Origin of the sequence: Methylomicrobium agile (assembly GCF_000733855.1) — a bacterium.
GTDB lineage: Bacteria > Pseudomonadota > Gammaproteobacteria > Methylococcales > Methylomonadaceae > Methylomicrobium > Methylomicrobium agile.
Map to the genome: position 1 here is coordinate 2,033,030 of NZ_JPOJ01000001.1, position 19,534 is coordinate 2,052,563.

The 19,534-nt window shown below is 54.5% G+C and carries 17 protein-coding genes; 13 read left to right on the forward strand and 4 right to left on the reverse strand.

Features of this window, described 5'->3' with window-relative positions; translation table 11 throughout:
* Positions 1-912 precede the first annotated feature (912 nt).
* The 8 genes from CC94_RS0109560 to CC94_RS24270 all read left to right on the forward strand — a co-directional run bounded on the left by CC94_RS0109560 (position 913) and on the right by CC94_RS24270 (position 8,289).
* Positions 913-1,641, forward strand: a complete 729-nt coding sequence (locus CC94_RS0109560; protein WP_036303877.1) for a hypothetical protein — start codon at positions 913-915, stop codon at positions 1,639-1,641.
* 225 nt (positions 1,642-1,866) lie between these two features.
* Positions 1,867-3,342: a PAS domain S-box protein gene (locus CC94_RS22290; RefSeq protein WP_084675323.1), complete on the forward strand. Its 1,476-nt coding sequence runs from the start codon at positions 1,867-1,869 to the stop codon at positions 3,340-3,342.
* Positions 3,343-4,134: 792 nt separating this feature from the next.
* Positions 4,135-4,458 carry a hypothetical protein gene (locus CC94_RS0109570; RefSeq protein ID WP_005369302.1) on the forward strand — a complete coding sequence of 108 codons (324 nt, stop codon included), beginning with the start codon at positions 4,135-4,137 and terminating at the stop codon, positions 4,456-4,458.
* 48 nt (positions 4,459-4,506) lie between these two features.
* The gene (locus CC94_RS0109575; RefSeq protein WP_005369304.1) at positions 4,507-4,785 is read left to right on the forward strand and encodes a hypothetical protein; all 279 of its coding nucleotides are present in this window, start codon (positions 4,507-4,509) and stop codon (positions 4,783-4,785) included.
* A gap of 208 nt (positions 4,786-4,993) precedes the next feature.
* The gene (locus CC94_RS0109580) at positions 4,994-6,235 is read left to right on the forward strand and encodes a dienelactone hydrolase family protein (protein ID WP_245619727.1); all 1,242 of its coding nucleotides are present in this window, start codon (positions 4,994-4,996) and stop codon (positions 6,233-6,235) included.
* Positions 6,236-6,403: 168 nt separating this feature from the next.
* Positions 6,404-6,925, forward strand: a complete 522-nt coding sequence (locus CC94_RS24700; RefSeq protein ID WP_005369308.1) for an EF-hand domain-containing protein — start codon at positions 6,404-6,406, stop codon at positions 6,923-6,925.
* 208 nt (positions 6,926-7,133) lie between these two features.
* Positions 7,134-7,334 (forward strand): CsbD family protein, encoded by a 201-nt coding sequence (locus CC94_RS0109590; RefSeq protein WP_005369309.1) that lies wholly within the window; start codon positions 7,134-7,136, stop codon positions 7,332-7,334.
* A gap of 400 nt (positions 7,335-7,734) precedes the next feature.
* Positions 7,735-8,289, forward strand: a complete 555-nt coding sequence (locus CC94_RS24270; RefSeq protein WP_215731672.1) for a BON domain-containing protein — start codon at positions 7,735-7,737, stop codon at positions 8,287-8,289.
* Positions 8,290-8,513: 224 nt separating this feature from the next.
* Here CC94_RS24270 and glgX read toward each other — a convergent pair whose 3' ends face one another.
* Positions 8,514-10,667 (reverse strand): glycogen debranching protein GlgX, encoded by a 2,154-nt coding sequence (gene glgX, locus CC94_RS0109610; RefSeq protein ID WP_005369314.1) that lies wholly within the window; start codon positions 10,665-10,667, stop codon positions 8,514-8,516.
* A gap of 402 nt (positions 10,668-11,069) precedes the next feature.
* On the opposite strand from glgX, the gene CC94_RS0109615 reads away from it, so the two are divergent.
* A complete protein-coding gene (locus CC94_RS0109615) occupies positions 11,070-12,650 on the forward strand; it encodes a peptide chain release factor 3 (protein WP_005369319.1) in 1,581 nt (526 codons plus the stop codon).
* Between the two features lie 335 nt (positions 12,651-12,985).
* On the opposite strand, the gene CC94_RS0109620 is transcribed toward CC94_RS0109615, so the two are convergent.
* Positions 12,986-13,480 (reverse strand): dihydrofolate reductase, encoded by a 495-nt coding sequence (locus CC94_RS0109620; protein WP_005369321.1) that lies wholly within the window; start codon positions 13,478-13,480, stop codon positions 12,986-12,988.
* Positions 13,481-13,540: 60 nt separating this feature from the next.
* Between CC94_RS0109620 and CC94_RS0109625 the strand changes: the two genes are divergently transcribed.
* The 4 genes from CC94_RS0109625 to yidD all read left to right on the forward strand — a co-directional run bounded on the left by CC94_RS0109625 (position 13,541) and on the right by yidD (position 18,341).
* On the forward strand, positions 13,541-14,563 hold the full coding sequence (locus tag CC94_RS0109625; RefSeq protein ID WP_005369323.1) for an asparaginase domain-containing protein: 1,023 nt from the start codon (positions 13,541-13,543) through the stop codon (positions 14,561-14,563).
* Between the two features lie 86 nt (positions 14,564-14,649).
* On the forward strand, positions 14,650-14,967 hold the full coding sequence (locus CC94_RS0109630) for a GIY-YIG nuclease family protein (protein WP_005369325.1): 318 nt from the start codon (positions 14,650-14,652) through the stop codon (positions 14,965-14,967).
* A 219-nt stretch (positions 14,968-15,186) separates the two neighbouring features.
* Positions 15,187-17,763 carry an ATP-dependent chaperone ClpB gene (gene clpB / locus CC94_RS0109635; protein ID WP_005369326.1) on the forward strand — a complete coding sequence of 859 codons (2,577 nt, stop codon included), beginning with the start codon at positions 15,187-15,189 and terminating at the stop codon, positions 17,761-17,763.
* Positions 17,764-17,966: 203 nt separating this feature from the next.
* Positions 17,967-18,341: a membrane protein insertion efficiency factor YidD gene (yidD, locus tag CC94_RS0109640; RefSeq protein ID WP_005369329.1), complete on the forward strand. Its 375-nt coding sequence runs from the start codon at positions 17,967-17,969 to the stop codon at positions 18,339-18,341.
* A gap of 41 nt (positions 18,342-18,382) precedes the next feature.
* On the opposite strand, the gene CC94_RS0109645 is transcribed toward yidD, so the two are convergent.
* Both CC94_RS0109645 and CC94_RS0109650 read right to left on the reverse strand, forming a co-directional pair.
* Complete coding sequence (locus CC94_RS0109645) at positions 18,383-18,949, reverse strand: YbhB/YbcL family Raf kinase inhibitor-like protein (RefSeq protein ID WP_005369331.1); 567 nt, start codon at positions 18,947-18,949, stop codon at positions 18,383-18,385.
* 221 nt (positions 18,950-19,170) lie between these two features.
* Positions 19,171-19,389 carry a TraR/DksA C4-type zinc finger protein gene (locus CC94_RS0109650; RefSeq protein ID WP_005369332.1) on the reverse strand — a complete coding sequence of 73 codons (219 nt, stop codon included), beginning with the start codon at positions 19,387-19,389 and terminating at the stop codon, positions 19,171-19,173.
* Positions 19,390-19,534 lie beyond the last annotated feature (145 nt).

Consider the following 19,534-nt stretch of genomic DNA (forward strand, 5'->3'; position numbering starts at 1 on the left):
ATATTGATAACTTGCGATAATATAAATAGTTATATTCGTTAAGTGATTATTAAATTGCTTGAATGTTTGATGTTTCAGAGTTTCGCTCTTGGTTTTTAGGTTTATTCAATGGAGTAATCGACGAGCTGACGGTATAGAAAGAGATATTACGAAAAGGGATTTGAAATAACTTAAAATACCTTTAATAAAGCCTCGGTATTTCTTAAACAGTGCCGGTACAATACTGAAGCCGAACCAGGAGCTGAACTTTATTTCTTTATATTATAAAGGCTTAGTTGGAACCAGAGCCGTCGTTTTTCGGGAATTGATATTTCGTATATCCATTTAATATCCGTAGGCCCTCATTATTTGTATATTTACAGTTTTCTGGTTATAAATATAAACTGGTATCCGCTGGCGAAGAGGGCCATGTCGTTAAGTTGAGCCGTCGTCCGGCATTTCCGGCCGGAATGACGCAGTTTTTTAACGGCATCGGTGGAGAGGGGCATTCCCCGAAACCTGACATTAAATCATCATGAGTAAAAATGCGGCTTCGTCAGCGATTCGAGTGAGCGCGGATTGGTTTGACGTGCCGATGAAGAACGGCCGGGCGAGCTACAGGAAGATCGGAACAGGACACGATCGGCTCCGGCAAGCGCGGGCACCCTACCCGGGGATAGGGCGGAGATAGCGGTTATGCCATCGGGTAAAATAGTCAATCTGTATTGCGTTGTAAGGCGTTGTAAATTGATCGGCGCGGGGACATTTGCGTGTAGCTAGCGCTATGCCCGGTCGGATGTTCTACTCGGTTTAGATAATAAAAAGCAATGGAAAATGTTGTATTTAAGGTGCGCCGAACGAAAGGGGTCGATTTTTGCCGGTTTTCGTTTGGTGTTATGCGGATGAAAAATCGATGGCAAACAGGAACATTTTATGAACAAGTACACCCACAACTTTATAAAGGCGTCGCGTCTGGCTCATAAAGAGCTCAGCAGAAGAAACGCCATCCATGAGGCCGGACATGCTGCCGCCATTTATCTGGGCAACAAGCAAAAAGGTTTGCCGCCGGTCTATTTTCGGATTACGATCAATGGTATAGTGCAAAGCGATAGCCAATCAAAACGTCTTCTCGGCGATATCTACGATACCTATATTGCCAAAGTGGAAGGCGGTCGCCTGGTTCAGAATCTGCCCACGTCCTTTGCCGCAGCGACAAAGGATTTTTCCGCCGCCCAGAAACTCGCCTATGAAACCGCATTCGAAGCGGACATCATCAATTTGCTGGCGGGGCCGGTGGTTGAAGCCAAGGATGTCGCCATGCGCAACGACGAACGGGTCGACGCGGGCCGGATTAACGTCAATGCGCTGCAGTATTATGACGGGTCGTATGAACTGGATGTTGTCAGGGAATACTTTGAATGTTTTTTTGATCACGAAGACCTGAAAAAAAGAAAGATCAATGAATTCTTCCTGGCCGCATTCGCTTTCGTCAGCGATTACTCGAACTGGAGCGCCATCAATAGGTTGGCGGATCATATTCTGGCTGACGACAAGCTTATCATTGATTGCGATGAGATTATTTCGGTTCTGGAAGATGAAAGCCGCTTTCCGTTGACCGATTCGGTTTTGCCGAACTCCATGTCATTATCGGGAGGTTTTTGAATTTAAGCTGATTTTGGTCATTATGAACAATTCGCCCTGCATGAAATCCAAAAATAATTATGTAGGCGGAATATGATGATGCGCTGGATCAGCGTTCCACTAAGGTAGAGCTGTTGCCTGAGTTTAGCGGTAAGAATCTGCCCATCTTCGAGGAGGCAGAATCGTAGTAAACGTGTCCAAAATCAATATGCTGTTGACAGTTCAAATTTCGATGGAGCTCAACTGATGACTATGAAGACCGATCTACTCTCCGATCAGCTACAAAGGCAGTTGGAGTTGCGCGAAAAAGCCGAAGCTCGAATTGCCCATGTCGCCATAAAAGACCGGGAGGTTCCAAGCCCTGACAAACTGTTGCACGAATTGCGGGTCCACCAGATCGAACTGGAAATGCAAAACGAGGAACTGCGGCGCTCGCAGAGCGAACTGACTGCCTCGCGCGACCGGTACGCCGATCTTTACGATTTTGCGCCGGTCAGTTATTTTACGATTACCTGGGGCGGCGTGATTCTCGAATGCAATCTCACCGGCGCGAAATTGTTCGACACGCCCCGCAAAAAGTTGATCAATCGGCTGTTTGCGCAGTTTATTGCCGAAGAAGAAAAAGACCCGTGGCACCGGTTTTTTTGCCAGGCTCGCCAGAATGCGGATAAACAGAGCTGCGAAGCGCGGATTCGGCGCGCCGACAGTTCCGCTTTTTATGTACAGATCGACTGTCTGCGCATCGAGATTGACGGCGAACTGCCGATTTTCCGTTTGGCGCTCAGCGACATTTCTTCCCTCAAGCAGGCCGAACAATGCCTGCGCGTGGCTGCCGCGGCTTTCGAGACCCAGGAAGCCATCCTGATCACCGACGCGGATAAGGCCATTCTCCGCTCCAATAAAGCCTTCACCCGGATTACCGGTTACAGCGCGAAAGAAATTGCCGGTCAGACGCCTTCATTTTTTCAATGCGGCCTGCAGGACGATTTGTTTTCGGAATCTTTGTGGATCTCCATGGTGCGCGACGGCTATTGGCAAGGCGAAGCCTGCGAGCGGCGCAAGAACGGCGAGGTTTTTCCCGTCTCGCTCAGCATCACCCAGGTAATCGGGCCCGATGGACGCATCAGCCATTATGTGATCTGTTTTTCGGACATTACCTTGCAAAAGGAAGCTGAAAAGGTCCTGCTGAACAAAAAGGCCTTCCTCGAAAAACAGATCAAGATCATGCATTCGGACCTCGGGAAAGCCAATAAGGAAACTTCCGAAATGAACACCGCTTTGCAGGTGATGCTCAAGCAGCAACAGGCGGAGCTTTCCAAGGCCCAGTTCTCGCTTTCGCAGGAAGCGGAAAGAACGGTGCTGCCTTTTCTGAAAAAGTTGAAAGAGCATACCCGCGATAAAAACGAAATCCGCTTGATCGGCATTCTGGAAGTCAATTTGAAGCATTTGCTGGAATCGTACGGCGTTTCGGAAAGCTTGCCGGCCGCCTATATGAAACTGACTCCGGTCGAAATCCAGGTGGCGTCGATGATCAGGCAGGCCATGCCGACAAAAGTGATCGCTTCGATGCTGAAGCTCTCGCCGGGAACGGTCAATATTCACCGGAAGCACATCCGCAAAAAATTGGGATTGAACAGCCGTTCGTTGAATCTGACCGGCTATTTGATGTCCCTGCATGAGGAGGCTCCGCTCGGCGATCAAAGTGTCTGTTCCGAGCATTGAATTCCAGCTCCGGCGGGTTCGGGCGCATGATGCTTCCGGGATGGGAAACATCATGCGCGGGGCTTTTTAGAGCATTTTCGTTTTGGGTGTACGGTCATAAGCCATGCCGCAAAGTGAGAGGAAACGCGTCATTCCGGCAGGGATTGCCGGACGACTGCATGGATGCGGGAGATACGAGCCCAAGGAAGGGCGAGGTAGATCGCGTCGGGAACACGCGATCGAGAGCAACGCAAGGAGCGGTTGCCGAATCCAGAAGCCAGGGATGGCAAGCTTTAATGCATCCCTGCAGTCTGGATCTCGGCACAAATCTGTCTGGAACAGATTTGCATTGACCCGAAGGGGGCCAGGCAGGAAAGCCTGGCATGAATCCCTGCCGAGATGACGGCTTGACTTAACGGTAGTGCGCCCTTATACGCGATATGAAAATGCTCTAGCCATCTTTCGTCTCTTTTCTTCGTCTCTCTTCAGAATTAGGTTCGGCCGGCTCGTTTTGATGGGAACGGGGAACCTGACTCGGCCAATGCTCCGGCGGGAGCTAAACCTTCGCTCGTGCCGCCGCGTCCTGCTTCGCGCTATGTCAACTGATTCAAGATGTAAAAAATCATGGAAGTTTTGTGGTATTTCGGATTGAAAACCTCATCCCGGTCTATTAAAAATAGGATATCGATTCTATCTATTCTTTATCATTAATTACCTGTTCTTCAATGTTTACATTTAACTGTCATGTTGTAAATTTAACCAATTAAAAATAAAAAGAACATCTGTTATTAATTAGAGTGAAGGTGGCGAATTATGACTAAGCAAGAGATATCGATAGCGTTTGTTGCAGCTTTTATTATGGTTTTATTTTTCGTTTCACCGCTCGCGCATGCAGCCGGCGCCAGTGAAGAAGAACAACAGGAAGAGTCGTTTAGCGAGCCTGTTCAGGAACTGACCGGAAGGGCGGGAGATATTTCGGTATATTCTCATATTTACGGCGCCGATTTCATGACCGAGCAAGAAAGATGCAACTATCTGCTGAAGCTCGACGGTATGAAGACGAAGGAGGAGAGGGCCGCATTTCGAGCCCGGCACCATAAAGAAATCGATAAGCGGCGCAAAGAAAAGGGCGGCTGACGTTTCCGGTTTTTAAAAAGCAAATAATAACAAAACAATATAGAAGCCATGAAAATTCAAATAATGATGATCGGTGTCATGCTGGCGGTATTATTTTTGATAAATAATCAGGCAAATAACGCGGGAAAAAATAATCTTTCTCCGCCGAGCCTGATCGTCGAAGCGATTGTGCATTATTACCCCCCTGCTTCCGCCGAAGGAGCGGAAGTATTGTTGAAATCCGGAAACCGTTCTGACGAATATCAATCCGGAGCTTTTGAAATCGGCAAAAAAATAGAGCCATCTACAGGCCAGGAGAGATACGTTATCAATACCGATCATTTCTGAATCAGGCTGGCGGTCCGGCTGCAACTTTCTACATTATTATTCGGTCTTCTGTTGATATAGCCCTTATTTCCTGCACTGATCGAACCCAAACTCTTTGGATGCCTCGATGCGGAAAATAAAGCGGCGAATTCTAGCGTATCAGGTTGTTCCGGAGGATGACATGCATTCCCGACGGGTTGTTTGTGCGGCGGTTGTTTTCTTTCTGCTGATGAGCGGTCTTTCGGATGCGTTGGCGAAACGGGTCGATGAAGAGGCTTACCGCTATCCCTACAAGGATCCTTGGATTGCAACCTCTACCGTTTCCCTGATGCAGGGGAAGGAAACCATTCCGGGCGGCGCTATCCGCGATCTTCAGATCAAGATTCTGGAGGGCCGCAATCATCCTTATCTGGAAGGGAAGGGGGAATTGCTTTACCGGTTTTACCAGCAAAAGACCCCGGCTCCTCTCGTTTTCATCCTGCCCGGAGTGGGCAGCTCGGCTTACGCCGGCTCGGCCAGGCAAGTGGCGGAGTTTTTGGCCGGGTACGGGTTTCATGTGCTGGTTCTGCCTTCTCCGTTCCACTGGAATTTCGCTTTGGCGGCAAGCCGTTCCGGCCTGCCCGGCCTGACCGGGAAAGATGCCGAAGATCTTTACCGGGCGATGCAATTAATTCTGAACGAAGTCAAGCAGCGATGGCGGGCGAAAATCGGCAAGATCGGCCTATTGGGATTGAGCGTTGGGGCGCTGGATGCGGCATACGTCGGCAAACTGGATACCGCCCAACATAAAATCGGCATTGCGACTTACCTCTTGATCAATCCTCCCGTCGATCTGTTGAGATCGGTCCGGCGCATCGACGACATGGCCAGCCTCGGCGGCCTGTATAGCGAAAATCAGCGCGACTACCTGGAAAGTTATGCGCTCGGGCTGCTGGGCGAGGCATTACGCAACGATCCCGGTAGTCCGGACTATTTCCTGGGATGGGATCGCAGGATCGGACTTACGGACAGGCAAATCGGGTATTTGATCGGGGAGCGGATGCAGCGGGCGGTCGGCGATGCCATTTACGCGGCCGATCTGGCCTTGAATCTGGGCATTTTGAGAACTCCGATCAGTTGGGGGGATCGCACTCAGCGGTTTCGGGAGGCTCACTCTTATACGCTGACGGAGTATCTGAAAAAAATTCTTATCGAGCGGCTGCGGCAGATGGGCAACGCACGGATTGATCCGGATGAACTCAATGCCCGGAATAGCCTTCCGGCCATCAAAACGATGCTGGAAAATAATCAGAACTTTTTTTTAATGCACAATCTGGATGATTTTCTGCTTACCGATCAGGATATCGCCTTTCTGGAAAAAACGTTCGGCGACCGCGCCATGATTTATCCTCATGGCGGCCATTTGGGCAATCTTTGGTATTCGGCGAACCAGAAAGATATGCTCGGCATTTTCAGGCCGCTATTGAATTGATCCTATTCTCTGTTGGATATCGTACCGACATTATACTGAAGTTAACTCTATAGTTTCACCGCCTTCGCGTAATCCTCGAATTCCGGTTTATCCGATCTTGATCATCGAGCCGGAAAGAGGCGACATGAAGAATAACATCGGGTTGATAATCCAATAGGGAGAATCGATATGCGTATTTCCAATGGTTTAAATAAAAAGTCCTGGCTGTTGATCGGTTTTTGCGTCGGTTTGCCGGGAGGCGCTCAAGCAGGCGCGATGGGCGGGGCGGACTCCATCAGCTCGCAAGAACGTACGGGCAGTCCCTCGGCTACTTCGCCGGAAGGGACAAGCGGCTCGACGGAAGGCTCCGGCAGTTCGACGGGCGCTAGCGGCAGCAGCGGTTCGCAAGGAAGTTCAGGAACCTCCCGGGGAACGCCGGGTGCTCCAGCGGGAAGTTCGGGCACTTCAGGAACGTCGGGGGGAACCTCGGGTACGCAACAGAGCGGTTCGAGCGGTCTGGGCAGTTCGCAGGGGATGGGCAAAGTCCGGTCTTTCCAAAGCGTGGACAAGAATGGCGACGGCTATGTAACCAAAAACGAGCTGGCCGATTCTCCTTCTTTACTCAAGCATTTTGACCGCGCCGATACCAATAAGGACGCTCAACTGGAAGAAAATGAGTATAAAAAACTCATTATCGAGAATGAGCAATAAGGAATCGGAGAGTTTATTGAAACCGATCTTTTAAAATTATATTGATTTCTTCTGCAGTGCTGGATTTTAGTCTTATGTTTGTTGATGTACAGAATGATTTCCGTCCTTTATGTAGATTTGTTTCTGTCTTGACTCATGTTGTTATCCGGATTTAAGTTCAGTTTTTTTCAGAAGGTTGATCAACGGTTCAGAATTAAGGAAAAACCTTATGAGATATAACCCAACAGACAACAACGAGAGTCAATTCAAGAGTAAGTCAAAAGATAGGCGGCGCAGGCTTGCCGATGATGAACTTGGACGATTTTCAGGCAAATCGGATACTCTCCTCAAGAAGACTCAACGGAAGTACAAGATCGCCAAAAAGGAAGCCGACAAACAAATCAAGGACTGGGAAAAAGCCTACAGTTAGCGCCATGATCCGTTCAAGGACCTTAGGCGAATCTTATTGTTAGCGCCGGTAAAGCAGCCGACGTTAATGATTCTGCCAAATTCCAAGGCAAATAACACGAGGAGCATGAAAGATGAACACGAATAAAATTTTTATGACGATTTTTTTGAGTTTCCTTCTGGCTTTGGCCGGATGTCAGAAAGACGGCTCGGGCAGCAAGTCAGGCCAGGGAACGCAAAGCTCCGGTACGGGCTCGACCCAGGGTTCGGGATCTACGGGAACGGCGGGCTCAGGCACCGGCACGGAGCCAAGCGGAATCAGTCCGGGCGGCGAAACCGGTTCGGGCTCGGGCACCGGAACGAGATAGAGAATCTAACCCACCTGCACGAGAGGCATGAAAATGAGCCTAAACAGAACTTTTATGACGATTTTTTTGAGTTTCCTTCTGTCGGCGGCCGGATGCGAAAAAGACGGCTCGGGCGACAGGACGGGGCAACCCCCGACGCCGGAAACAAGACGCTCCGACACCGGAATGAGCTCGACGCAGGGATCGGAATATGCGGCAACAGGGAGTGTTGCCGATCCGACCCGAGCGGGAGGCGAAAGAGCCTCGGGTTTCGGAAGTCCGGAGAGCCCGGGAGCGGGGCCGGGTGCCTCCGGGACGGCAAGGTCGGGCAGCGGAACCGGCATGGAGGAGCGCGAGGCAGGCGCCGAAGAGCCAAGGACCGGGCTCGAAGAGGCCAGCGATTATATGGACGATTCGGTCATTACGGCTAAAATCAAGCAGGACATCCTGAGCGATCCGCTGCTTAAAGCCGCTCAAATCGATGTGGAAACCGAAAATGGCGTAGTCAAGCTTTCCGGGGTCGTCGATTCCCAGCAAAGTATCGATAGAGTCAAGGCCATTGCACAAAGCGTCACGGATGTGAAAGCGGTGGAAAGCGAACTTGCCATCAGGGAAGGCGGTAGTAAATAACCATTGAAGATGCATCGCATTGCAAGCTGCTGTCCTGACCGGAAGTTTCAGTTTGTAATGCCATGTAAAAATAACGAAGTTCCGGACAGCCGATCTTGGCGGAGGGTCGAGATTTACCGGGCGACCGGAGATTCAGGTACCGTCAGCTCTTGTAGGGCGGATTCGCCGTTAGGCAATCCGCCTCGCTTTGAAGGGGATTGGCGTTTTGCTGTCGCGAAAACGCCCTACGGCTCTGCCGGATCATCCTTCGACCCTATCTTGATCAGTAACGCCAACGAACGTCCCTGCAAAACGAAATTCTCGCCGGCGAGGCATTTCCATTCCAGCGCATCCGGTTGCGCGGTGTTCACAGCGGTATACCAACAAGCGTCCGTCTCGTCTTCCGGAAGACGAAACGGAATTTCGCCGTCGTAGCTGTTCAGCAGCAGCAGAAGATCGTTATCCGGAATGGGTTGACCCTGTTCGTCCCGTTCGGCGATCGCCTGGCCTGACAGATAAACCCCCAGGCAGCGCACGTAGGTCTGATTCCATTCGTTGCCGTTCATTTCCTGGCCGTTCGGATTCAGCCAGAGAATGTCCTTGTCGTCCGCGCCGGAGATCGGACGCCCCTGAAAGAAATTGCGCCGGCGGAAAACCGGATGCTGTTTGCGCAAATGGATCAATTTCCGGGCGAAATCGCTCAGCTCCCGGTCTTCCGGACGTAAATCCCAGTCAAGCCAGCTAAGCGCATTATCCTGGCAGTAGGCATTATTGTTGCCCTGCTGGGTGCGGCCCATCTCGTCTCCGGCCAGCAGCATCGGAACGCCCTGGGAAAGAAACAGGGTGCTTAGAAGATTACGCTTTTGTTTGGCGCGCAAACTGCGCACGCCGGGATCGTGGGTCGGGCCTTCGACGCCGCAATTCCAGGATTTATTGTTGTCGGTGCCGTCGCGGTTATCGTCGAGATTCGCTTCGTTATGCTTGCCGTCGTAGCTGACCAGGTCGTGCAGCGTGAAGCCGTCGTGCGCGGTCAGATAATTGATGCTGGAATAAGGCTTGCGGCCGCTGTGGCCGTAAAGATCGCTCGAACCCGTCAGACGGTAGGCCAGATTGTCGATCAGCCCTTCTTCGCCTTTCCAGTAGGCGCGTACCCCGTCCCGGTATTTATCGTTCCATTCGGCCCAACCGGCCGGAAAATTGCCGACCTGGTAGCCGCCTTCGGCCAAGTCCCAGGGCTCGGCGATCAGCTTGACTTGCGAAAGTACCGGGTCCTGGTGAATGATGTCGAAGAATGGGCTGCGGCGGTCCACGTCGTTCGTTTCGCGGGCGAGCGTGGAAGCCAGGTCGAAGCGGAAGCCGTCCACATGCATTTCGGTCACCCAATGGCGCAGGCTGTCCATGACCATTTGCAGCACGCGCGGATGCCCCATGTTGAGCGTATTGCCGCAGCCCGTGTAATCCTTGTAATAACGCGCGCCGTGGTCGCCGGTCAAACGGTAATACGCGGCGTTGTCGATGCCCCGGAACGCCAGGGTCGGCCCCAGCTGGTTGCCTTCGGCGGTATGGTTGTAGACCACGTCCAGAATGACCTCGATATCGTTGCGGTGCAGGGTCTTGACCAGGCTTTTGAATTCGTTGACCGGATCGACATAGCCGTAGCGGCTTTCCGGAGCAAAATAGCCGATCGAACTGTAGCCCCAGTAATTGCGCAGACCCTTGTCCACCAGATGACGTTCGTCGATGAAGGCATGGACGGGCATCAGCTCCACGGCCGTCACGCCGAGTTTTTTCAGATGGTTTATCACGGGTTCGGCGGCAAGCCCGGCATAAGTCCCGCGTAAAGCGGAGGGAATCAGCGGATGGAGCTTGGTGAAGCCTTTGACGTGCAGCTCGTAAATGATCGTATCCTGCCAGGGAATCTGCGGCGGCTGATCGTATCCCCAACTGAAGGCCGGATCGATGACCCGGCATCTCGGCATATGCGAAGCGCTGTCCCGCCGGTCGAACGACAAATCTTCTTTTTTATGGCCGATCCTGTAGCCGAACAGGGTATCGCTCCAGTGCAGCGGTCCGACGATCGCCCTGGCATAAGGATCGAGAAGCAGTTTATAGTGGTTGAAACGGGCACCTTCCAAGGGGGCGTATTTTCCGTAAACGCGGTAACCGTACAACAGGCCGGGACGGGCCTCTGGAAGGTAGCAATGCCAGATCTGGCCGGTCTGTTCCGGCATCGGGATGCGCTGGAATTCGCGGCGCCCTTTGGGCTCGAACAGGCACAGTTCGACTTTTTCGGCGTGTTCGGAAAACAGGGCGAAATTGACGCCTTTGCCGTCCCAGGTGGCGCCCAAAGGATAAGGCTTGCCGAGCCATACGGTTGAAGTCCTGTTCCTGTCGATCATGGAGACAATCTCCTTCTATAAAATGCCTTGTTCTTTCGCTTCCGTTCGCCGCCCGGCATAGTCTGGTCGTTCTTCTGAGCGGGCGAGGGCGAATACTCGCTTTTTTCGGCGTGGCGGTCAATCTTCCTCCATTCAAACCGGAGGCCGGATTTGGAACAAGCCACTCCAAAATTAATTGCTCGGGAAAGCGCCGTCTGTACGGTAGCATACGGAATCGCCAGCAGCGGCCCTGCGGGCCGGGTATTTTGATTCGATTTTATCCGAATGCCCGCCCCTATCCTGAAGCGGGGCCGGTTTTCGCTTTTTCAGTCCATGTCGAGCAAAGGCATCATCCGGTGATGGCTATTATCTCTTGTCGATAAGTTTCCGTTATAATACGCGGTTTTGCAGTCAGTCCAGAGTATGTCCGAAGTCCTCTCAGAACTTAAACGCCGGCGCACCTTCGCGATTATTTCGCACCCGGACGCGGGTAAGACCACGATCACCGAAAAGCTGCTCCTGTTTGGCGGCGCGATTCAGCTGGCGGGATCGGTGAAAGGGCGCAAGGCCGCCCGGCATGCGACTTCCGACTGGATGGAAATGGAAAAGGAGCGGGGGATTTCGGTCACGACCTCGGTGATGCAGTTCGAACACAAGAACGCGATCATCAACCTGCTCGATACGCCCGGTCACGAGGATTTCTCGGAGGACACCTACCGGACGCTGACCGCGGTCGACTCGGCGCTGATGGTGATCGACTCCGCGAAAGGCGTCGAGGAACGGACGATCAACCTGATGGAGGTCTGCCGCCTGCGCACGACGCCGATCCTGACCTTCATCAACAAGCTGGACCGTGAAGGGCGCGAGCCGATCGAACTGCTGGACGAAGTCGAGCATGTGTTGAAGATCCAATGCGCGCCGATGACCTGGCCGATCGGCATGGGCAAGCGTTTCAAGGGCGTCTATCACCTCTACAAGGACGAGATTCACCTGTTCAGCCCGCAGCACGGCGGCCGGATCGCCGAAGCCGAGGTAATCAAGGGGCTGGGCAATCCGAAGCTGGACGAACTGCTCGGCGACCAGGCCGAGGAACTCAGGGTCGACATCGACCTGGTCAAAGGCGCGAGCCACGAATTCAGCCTGGACGCCTACCTGGCCGGCGCGCAGACGCCCATCTTCTTCGGTTCCGCGATCAACAATTTCGGGATTCTCGAACTGCTCGACGCGTTTGCCGAATTCGCGCCGCCGCCCCTGCCGCGACGGGCCGAGCAGCGCGCCGTGCATCCGGAAGAGGAAAAATTCACCGGCTTCGTGTTCAAAATCCAGGCGAACATGGACCCCGCGCACCGCGACCGGGTCGCGTTCATGCGCATCTGCTCGGGCAAGTTCGACAAGGGCATGAAGCTGCATCACGTGCGGATCGGCAAGTCCATCCAGGTCGCCAACGCGATCACCTTTCAGGCGGACACCCGCAAGGCGGTCGAGGAGGCTTATCCGGGCGACATCATCGGCCTGCACAACCACGGCACGATCCAGGTCGGCGACACCTTTACGATGGGTGAAACACTGAAGTTCGGCGGCATTCCGTATTTTGCGCCGGAGCTGTTCCGCCGGGTCGTGTTGAAAGATCCCCTCCGCGCGAAAGCGCTGCAGAAGGGCTTGGTCCAACTGACCGAGGAAGGCGCGACCCAGCTGTTCCGGCCGCTGAAGAACAACAATCTGATTCTCGGGGCGGTCGGGGTGCTGCAGTTCGACGTGACCGCGCACCGGCTCAAGAACGAATACAACGTCGAATGCGTTTACGATGCGGTGAATGTGTCGACCGTGCGCTGGGTGTCTTCGGACAAGCCGGCCAAACTGGAAGAGTTCAAAAAGAAGGTGTTCGACAACCTGGCCGAAGACGGCGGCGGGTTCCTGGTGTATCTCGCGACCAGCCGGGTCAATCTCCAATTGACCGAGGAACGCTGGCCGGACATCAAGTTCAGTGCGACGCGGGAGTTGTAGGCAGCGTGATTATTGTAGGGTACGCTGTGCGTACCTTTTCGGGAGCAGGGTTTCCGGATCTTAACAGTATCTACGGTCTTATTCGTATTATTTTCAAAGAGTTTTAACAAAAAACCATAAGGTACGCACAGCGTACCCTATGGAATAAATTGGCGCAGTACCTTTTGGGGAATGAAGCTGTAGGGCGTTTTCGCGATAGCAAAACGCCAATAGCCTTCAAAGCGCGGCGGATTGCCTGGCGGCGAATCCGCCCTACAAGGGCTAAACCTCCGTAAGATGCGCCGTATGTGTAGGATGTGCCGAGGAACGATGCGCTTCCCTTCGTTCCGCACATCCTACGTTTTTATTCTGTCCAGCCGCAAAAAACTGTAACGAAACCCTGCCGCCGCATCGTCCTCGACATCCTCCCGCTCCGTCTCCATCCATTCGCTCATATCCAGCTCCGGAAAAAAAGTATCGCCCGGAAATGCCTTGCCGATCTTGGTCAGATAAATCGTCTCGGCCCGCGGCAGCAGGGCTTCGTAAAGGTCCGAGCCGCCGGCCACGAAAATTTCGCCGTGATCCCGGCAGCCGGTCCGGATCGCGGTTTCCAGGTCGCGCGCGACCACGCAGCCCTCCGGCGCATAGGCCGGATTGCGGGTCAGGATGATATTGGTGCGGCCGGGCAGAGGCCGGCCGATCGATTCGAAGGTCTTGCGGCCCATCAGGATCGGCGAGCCCATCGTGATCTTTTTGAAGTGTTTCAGGTCGGCGGAGAGATGCCAGGGCATTTGGTTGTTCAGGCCGATGGCCCGGTTGCTCGCCATCGCGACGATGAGTGAGATTTTCATGCGGGGGTGGTTTAAAATCTGGGGCGATTCAGGTTTAGGACAAAACGGACATCATACACTATGAAACAGATTCTGGTTGTATTCACCGGCGGTACGATAGGGTCGGCCGCCAGCGAAGGCACGATCAAGCCGTCCGAGGCGGCGCCTTTCAAACTGCTCGGCGAGTTTCGACGCCGTTTTCCCGAGATGGCGAAGGAGATCGGCTTCGACTCGATCGAACCGATCCGGCTGCTCAGCGAAAATCTTGCCCCCGCCGCCTGGCCGATCATTATCGAGGCGATCGAAGCCAAGCAGCCGGAACGCTACGACGGCGTGATCGTGACCCACGGCACCGATACGCTGGCTTACACCGCGGCAGCGCTCGCTTTTTATTTCCGTGGGCTGAAGGTGCCGCTGCTGCTGGTATCGAGCGACCATCCGCTCGATCATCCGCAGGCGAACGGGCCGGACAATTTCCGCTGCGCGGTCGATTTTATCCTGGACGTGAAAGAGCCCGGCGTCTTCGTGCCTTACCGCAATCGAGGCCAAGCCATGCAGGTGCACCGGGGCGCGCGGCTGGCGTCGTCATTGCAGTTGAGCGGCGATTTTTTCAGCGTGCAGGGGCAAAGTTATCTGGAATATCGCGACGGCCGGTTCCTGAGCCAGAGCTTGCCGGCATTATCGGCACGAGCGGAGATGGCTGGCGTCAAAGCGCGGTTTTCGGACCGGATTCTGATAATCCGGCCTTATCCGGGGCTCGATTACACGCATTTCTCACTGAACGGCGTCGAAGCGGTCCTGCACGATCTTTACCATTCCGGCACCGCCTGCAGCACCCGTCAATGGGGCGAAAATCATTCGCTGCCGGCGTTCATCAAACGCTGCCGGCAGCAGGGCGTGAAAGTGTATCTGGCGCCGGCGCGAAAGTCGCCGGACGCGTATGAAAGTACTCGGTTTCTGCTCGATGCGGGCGCGGAGATGATCTGGAACATGTCGATTGAGGCGGCTTACGTGAAACTGGCGCTGGCGTATGGGAATTTTCAGGAGCCGCAGGACATTACGGCATTTCTGGCGGTGGATATGGCGGGGGAGTTTGTTGACTAGAGTGTGTTCCAATAGTCCGATGCTGCTTAACGAAGCCGTCATACCGGCAGGGATTGCCGGTATCCAGAACACAGGGAGGTGATAGGATGCTAATGGAAAAACAACCTTGTGTTTATATTCTTGCCAGCGGTCGTAATGGGACTCTATATGTTGGCGTAACGTCTGACCTAATTGGCCGAGTGTATCAACATCGCCAGAAGATGATTCAGGGATTCACTGCCCGCTATGGGGTTGATCAGTTGGTGTGGTATGAAACTCATGAGCAGATGGAAAGCGCTATTATGAGAGAGAAACAAATTAAGAAATGGTCGCGTGTATTTAAAAAGCGTCTGATTGAGTTAGATAACCCAGCTTGGCGAGACTTGTGGCCCGATTTAGTATCGTCTTCCGTGGCGGCTCGGTAACTGCTCCTGCGTTACTCTCGATCGCGTGTTCCCGACACGATCTACCTCGCCCTTCCTGGGCTCGTACCTCCTGCATCCATGCGGTTGTGGATCCCGGCAATCCCTGCCGGGATGACGCCCCGATAACATGGGAATTTACCCATCCGTTATTGAAAATCCTCCATTCGCTCCCCATATCCCCCGCAACTCAGAAATTCTCTCATCAAGAGGTAAACCCACATGCGAATGGATAAATTGACCGGCAAGTTTCAGGAAGCGTTGTCGGATGCCCAGAGCTTGGCTTTGGGCAAGGATCACCAGTTCATCGAGCCCGTGCACCTGATGATCGCGTTGATGGATCAGGAAGGCGGCACCGTCAAACCGCTGCTCGCCCAGATCGGCGCCAATACCGCCGGTCTGCGCGCCGAACTCGGACAAGCGCTGAACCGGTTCCCGACCGTGTCGGGCACCGGCGGCGACGTACAGATTTCGAGCGAGCTGGCGCGCCTGCTGAACCTGACCGACAAGCTTGCGCAGAAGCGCGGCGACAAGTTCATTGCCAGCGAGCTGTTTTTGCTGGCCGCGTTCGAGGAAAGAGGCCTGTTGCAGGATCTCTTGAAGAAAGCCGGGGCGAGCAGGCAGGCGGTCGAAAAAGCGATCGAGGCGATGCGCGGCGGCCAGCAGGTCGACGACCCGAACGCGGAAGATCAGCGCCAAGCGCTGAAGAAATATACGATCGACCTGACCGAACGCGCCGAAGCGGGCAAACTCGACCCCGTGATCGGCCGCGACGACGAAATCCGCCGCACGATCCAGGTGCTGCAGCGCCGCACCAAGAACAATCCGGTGTTGATCGGCGAACCCGGCGTCGGCAAGACCGCGATCGTCGAAGGGCTGGCGCAAAGGATCGTGAACGGCGAAGTGCCGGAAGGGATCAAGGGCAAGCGGGTACTGGCGCTGGACATGGCGGCGCTGATCGCGGGCGCGAAGTTCCGCGGCGAATTCGAGGAGCGCCTGAAAGCGGTGTTGAACGATCTGGCCAAGCAGGAAGGCCAGGTGATCCTGTTCATCGACGAACTGCACACGATGGTTGGCGCGGGCAAGGCCGAAGGCGCGATGGACGCGGGCAACATGCTGAAACCGGCGCTCGCGCGCGGCGAACTGCACTGCGTCGGCGCGACCACGCTGGACGAATACCGCAAATATGTCGAGAAGGATGCGGCGCTGGAACGCCGGTTCCAGAAGGTGCTAGTCGACGAGCCCTCGGTTGAGGATACGATCGCGATCCTGCGCGGGCTGAAGGAAAAATACGAGGTGCATCATGGCGTCGAAATCACCGACCCGGCGATCGTCGCGGCGGCCGGATTATCGTACCGCTATATTTCCGACCGCCAGTTACCGGACAAGGCGATCGACCTGATCGATGAGGCCGCGAGCCGGATTCGGATGGAACAGGACTCGAAGCCCGAGGAGATGGACAGGCTGGACCGCCGCCTGATTCAACTGAAGATCGAACAGGTCGCGTTGAAGAAGGAATCCGATCCGGCCTCCAAAAAGCGGCTCGAAATTCTCGAAGAAGAAATCGCCGAGGTCGAAAAGGACTATTCGGATCTGGAAGAAATCTGGAAGGCCGAAAAGGCGTCGCTGCAGGGTTCGGCCTCGATCAAGGAAAAACTCGACCATGCCAAGGTCGAGCTCGAATCGGCGCGGCGCGCGGGCGATTTGAACCGGATGGCGGAACTGCAATACGGGGTGATTCCCGAGCTCGAAAAACAGTTGGCGCAGGCAGGCACCGGCGAAGCCAAGAAGATGACCCTACTCCGGAATAAGGTGACCGAAGAGGAAATCGCCGAAGTCGTTTCCAAATGGACCGGCATCCCGGTCTCGAAGATGATGGAAGGCGAGCGCGACAAACTGCTGCGTATGGAAGAAGCCATCAGCAAGCGCGTAGTCGGCCAGGAAGAAGCCCTGAAAGCGGTCAGCAACGCGATTCGCCGCTCGCGGGCGGGGCTGTCCGACCCGAACCGTCCGAACGGCTCGTTCTTGTTCCTGGGGCCGACCGGCGTCGGCAAGACCGAGTTGTGCAAGGCGCTGGCCGAATTCCTGTTCGATACGGCCGATGCGCTGGTCCGGATCGACATGTCCGAGTTCATGGAGAAACATTCGGTTGCCCGTCTGATCGGTGCGCCGCCGGGCTATGTCGGCTACGAGGAAGGCGGCTATCTGACCGAGGCGGTGCGCCGGAAGCCGTATTCGGTGATCCTGATGGACGAGGTCGAAAAGGCGCATCCGGACGTATTCAACGTCTTGCTGCAGGTGCTGGACGACGGACGCCTGACCGATGGGCAGGGGCGCACGGTCGACTTCCGAAACACGGTGGTCGTGATGACTTCGAACCTCGGTTCGAGCCGGATTCAGGAACTGGCCGGCGAAGCGAATTACCAGGAAATGAAGAACGAAGTGATGGAAATCGTCGGAATGCATTTCAGGCCCGAGTTCATCAACCGGATCGATGAAGTGGTGGTGTTCCATCCGCTCGAACGCGAACAGATCCGGGCGATTGCCAAGATTCAGATCGCCAATCTGCAGAAACGGCTGGCGGACCGCGAAATCGGCTTCGAGATCAGCGAGGCCGCGCTCGACCGGCTGGGCGAGGCCGGCTTCGATCCGGTCTACGGTGCGCGGCCGTTGAAGCGGGCGATCCAGCATCAGCTTGAAAATCCGCTCGCGCAGGAAATCCTGGCCGGCCGGTTCGCGTCGGGGGGTACGGTCAAGGTCGAGCTGGAAGAAGGACTGCTGCGGTTTGTGAAAGGCTGACGGACTAACCCCTATAACCGTAGGATGTGCCGACGCAGGGGCGCATCGTTTGTGCTTGATGCTCAAAAGGCAATTTGATGCGCTTCACTTCGTTCAGCACATCCTACGGCTCTTGTAGGGCGGATTCGCCTCCAGGCAATCCGCCATCCGCTTTAAAGCCTGTCTACAGCTCTATCGCTATCCTTCTCCAAAAGCCTACGCCCGTGAGACACCTTGTCGTCCTGCTGATCGTTTTCTACCAGAAATTCATCTCGCCCTACAAGGGCTTCCGCTGTGCTTATGCGGTGCTGCACGGCGGCGATTCCTGTTCCGAAGCGGTCAAAAAAATCGTGCGCGACAAAGGCCCTTTCGGCGGTTATCGGGATATCCGCGCCCGTTTTCAGGCATGCAAGGAGGCCAACGAAACCCTGATCGGAAGCGGACAACGCCGGCGCGGCCGGAACGATTGCGACGAGTGTCCGGATTGCGACTGCGATTGTTCCGAGGCCTGCCGCTTCAAAAAAGCCGATGCCTGCGAACAATCGCGCTGCGACTTGCCGGATCTGTCTTGCGACGCGCCTTGCGATTGCTCGTTTTGATAAGCCAAAAGAACAATCAAGCGATTGGATGCGCCGGTGATTTAGTGCTTATAAGTTCCGACCAATTCCGCATGGTCGAGAATATGCCCGTCCATTGCCTTCATCAGCGCGGCTTTGTCCGGTTCATCCAGGTCGGGCAGCGCCGTGTCCAGCGCATATAGCTTGAAGAAATAGCGGTGTGTTCCGAAAGTCGGGCAAGGACCTTTGTAGCCGGTCTTCTTCCAGTCGTTCTTGCCCTGCAGGGTGCCTTGGGGCAGGTTTTCCGGGCCGATGTTCGGGAACAATTTGGAAGCTGAGGTCGGGATGTTGTACAGCACCCAATGGACCCAGGTCATCACCGGCGTGATGGGCGTTGGCGCATCCGGGTCGTCGACGATCAAGGCGAGGCTTTTAGCGTCCGCCGGAGTATTGGACCAGGCCAGTTCGGGCGAGACGTCCGAGCCGTCGCAGGTAAACTGTTTCGGAATTGAGCCCTGATGAGAAAAGGCGGAGGATGTGAGCGTCATTTGAACTTTGGCGCCCGGTTCCTCCGCCGAAAAGGCGCTTGCGGAATAAGCGCAAGCCATTATGACGGCCATGGGAATAAAGGATGGATTCAGCGTTTTCATTGTTGCCTCCTTGGATTCGGATCAGTTGCCAATAAGCGAAGAAATGCAGGCGCTCGCCGCCCAAAATAACGGGTTTGAATTTCCCGCGACGTAACTTCATCTTGGAGCGAGTCCGACGCTCAAATGCTCCGGCATTCTCATAAAGGAAACGTCGGATAAGCTTTTTACCTGGATCGACAAAACTCGCTTTGTCGATCAGCCAAAATCCTGCCGTGCGGAAACTATCGCGACTGTTTTTCCAGTTCGCTCTGGCAAGCCAGGCAATATTTGCAGGGAATCGCCTGGCGCCGGCTTTCCGGTATCGGCTCGCCGCATTCTTCGCAATGCGTGGCCGATTCGCCCGCATACATCGATTTGCGCTGTTCCTCGATAAAAAGATTGGTCATTTGCTCCATGCGTTCAAGTATGGCGTCTGTTCCGCCTGCCCATGCTGTTGACATTGTCGGTCTACTCTAAAAAACTGAAACGGGGATTCCGGAATGGGTAAATGTTTGAATGTTGAGTCAGGTAAAAGTTTCGCTTCCGCAAAAAACGGCTCTGTTCGTGATGGCGCCGGCAACATGGGCCAAAAGGCACAATTGAGAC

Coding starts and splice junctions, on each gene's coding strand:
- CC94_RS0109560 (WP_036303877.1), top strand. CDS start 913: ATGAACAAGTACACCCACAACTTTATAAAGGCGTCGCGTCTGGCTCAT.
- CC94_RS22290 (WP_084675323.1), top strand. CDS start 1,867: ATGACTATGAAGACCGATCTACTCTCCGATCAGCTACAAAGGCAGTTG.
- CC94_RS0109570 (WP_005369302.1), top strand. CDS start 4,135: ATGACTAAGCAAGAGATATCGATAGCGTTTGTTGCAGCTTTTATTATG.
- CC94_RS0109575 (WP_005369304.1), top strand. CDS start 4,507: ATGAAAATTCAAATAATGATGATCGGTGTCATGCTGGCGGTATTATTT.
- CC94_RS0109580 (WP_245619727.1), top strand. CDS start 4,994: ATGAGCGGTCTTTCGGATGCGTTGGCGAAACGGGTCGATGAAGAGGCT.
- CC94_RS24700 (WP_005369308.1), top strand. CDS start 6,404: ATGCGTATTTCCAATGGTTTAAATAAAAAGTCCTGGCTGTTGATCGGT.
- CC94_RS0109590 (WP_005369309.1), top strand. CDS start 7,134: ATGAGATATAACCCAACAGACAACAACGAGAGTCAATTCAAGAGTAAG.
- CC94_RS24270 (WP_215731672.1), top strand. CDS start 7,735: ATGACGATTTTTTTGAGTTTCCTTCTGTCGGCGGCCGGATGCGAAAAA.
- glgX (WP_005369314.1), bottom strand. CDS start 10,667: ATGATCGACAGGAACAGGACTTCAACCGTATGGCTCGGCAAGCCTTAT.
- CC94_RS0109615 (WP_005369319.1), top strand. CDS start 11,070: ATGTCCGAAGTCCTCTCAGAACTTAAACGCCGGCGCACCTTCGCGATT.
- CC94_RS0109620 (WP_005369321.1), bottom strand. CDS start 13,480: ATGAAAATCTCACTCATCGTCGCGATGGCGAGCAACCGGGCCATCGGC.
- CC94_RS0109625 (WP_005369323.1), top strand. CDS start 13,541: ATGAAACAGATTCTGGTTGTATTCACCGGCGGTACGATAGGGTCGGCC.
- CC94_RS0109630 (WP_005369325.1), top strand. CDS start 14,650: ATGCTAATGGAAAAACAACCTTGTGTTTATATTCTTGCCAGCGGTCGT.
- clpB (WP_005369326.1), top strand. CDS start 15,187: ATGCGAATGGATAAATTGACCGGCAAGTTTCAGGAAGCGTTGTCGGAT.
- CC94_RS0109645 (WP_005369331.1), bottom strand. CDS start 18,949: ATGAAAACGCTGAATCCATCCTTTATTCCCATGGCCGTCATAATGGCT.
- CC94_RS0109650 (WP_005369332.1), bottom strand. CDS start 19,389: ATGTCAACAGCATGGGCAGGCGGAACAGACGCCATACTTGAACGCATG.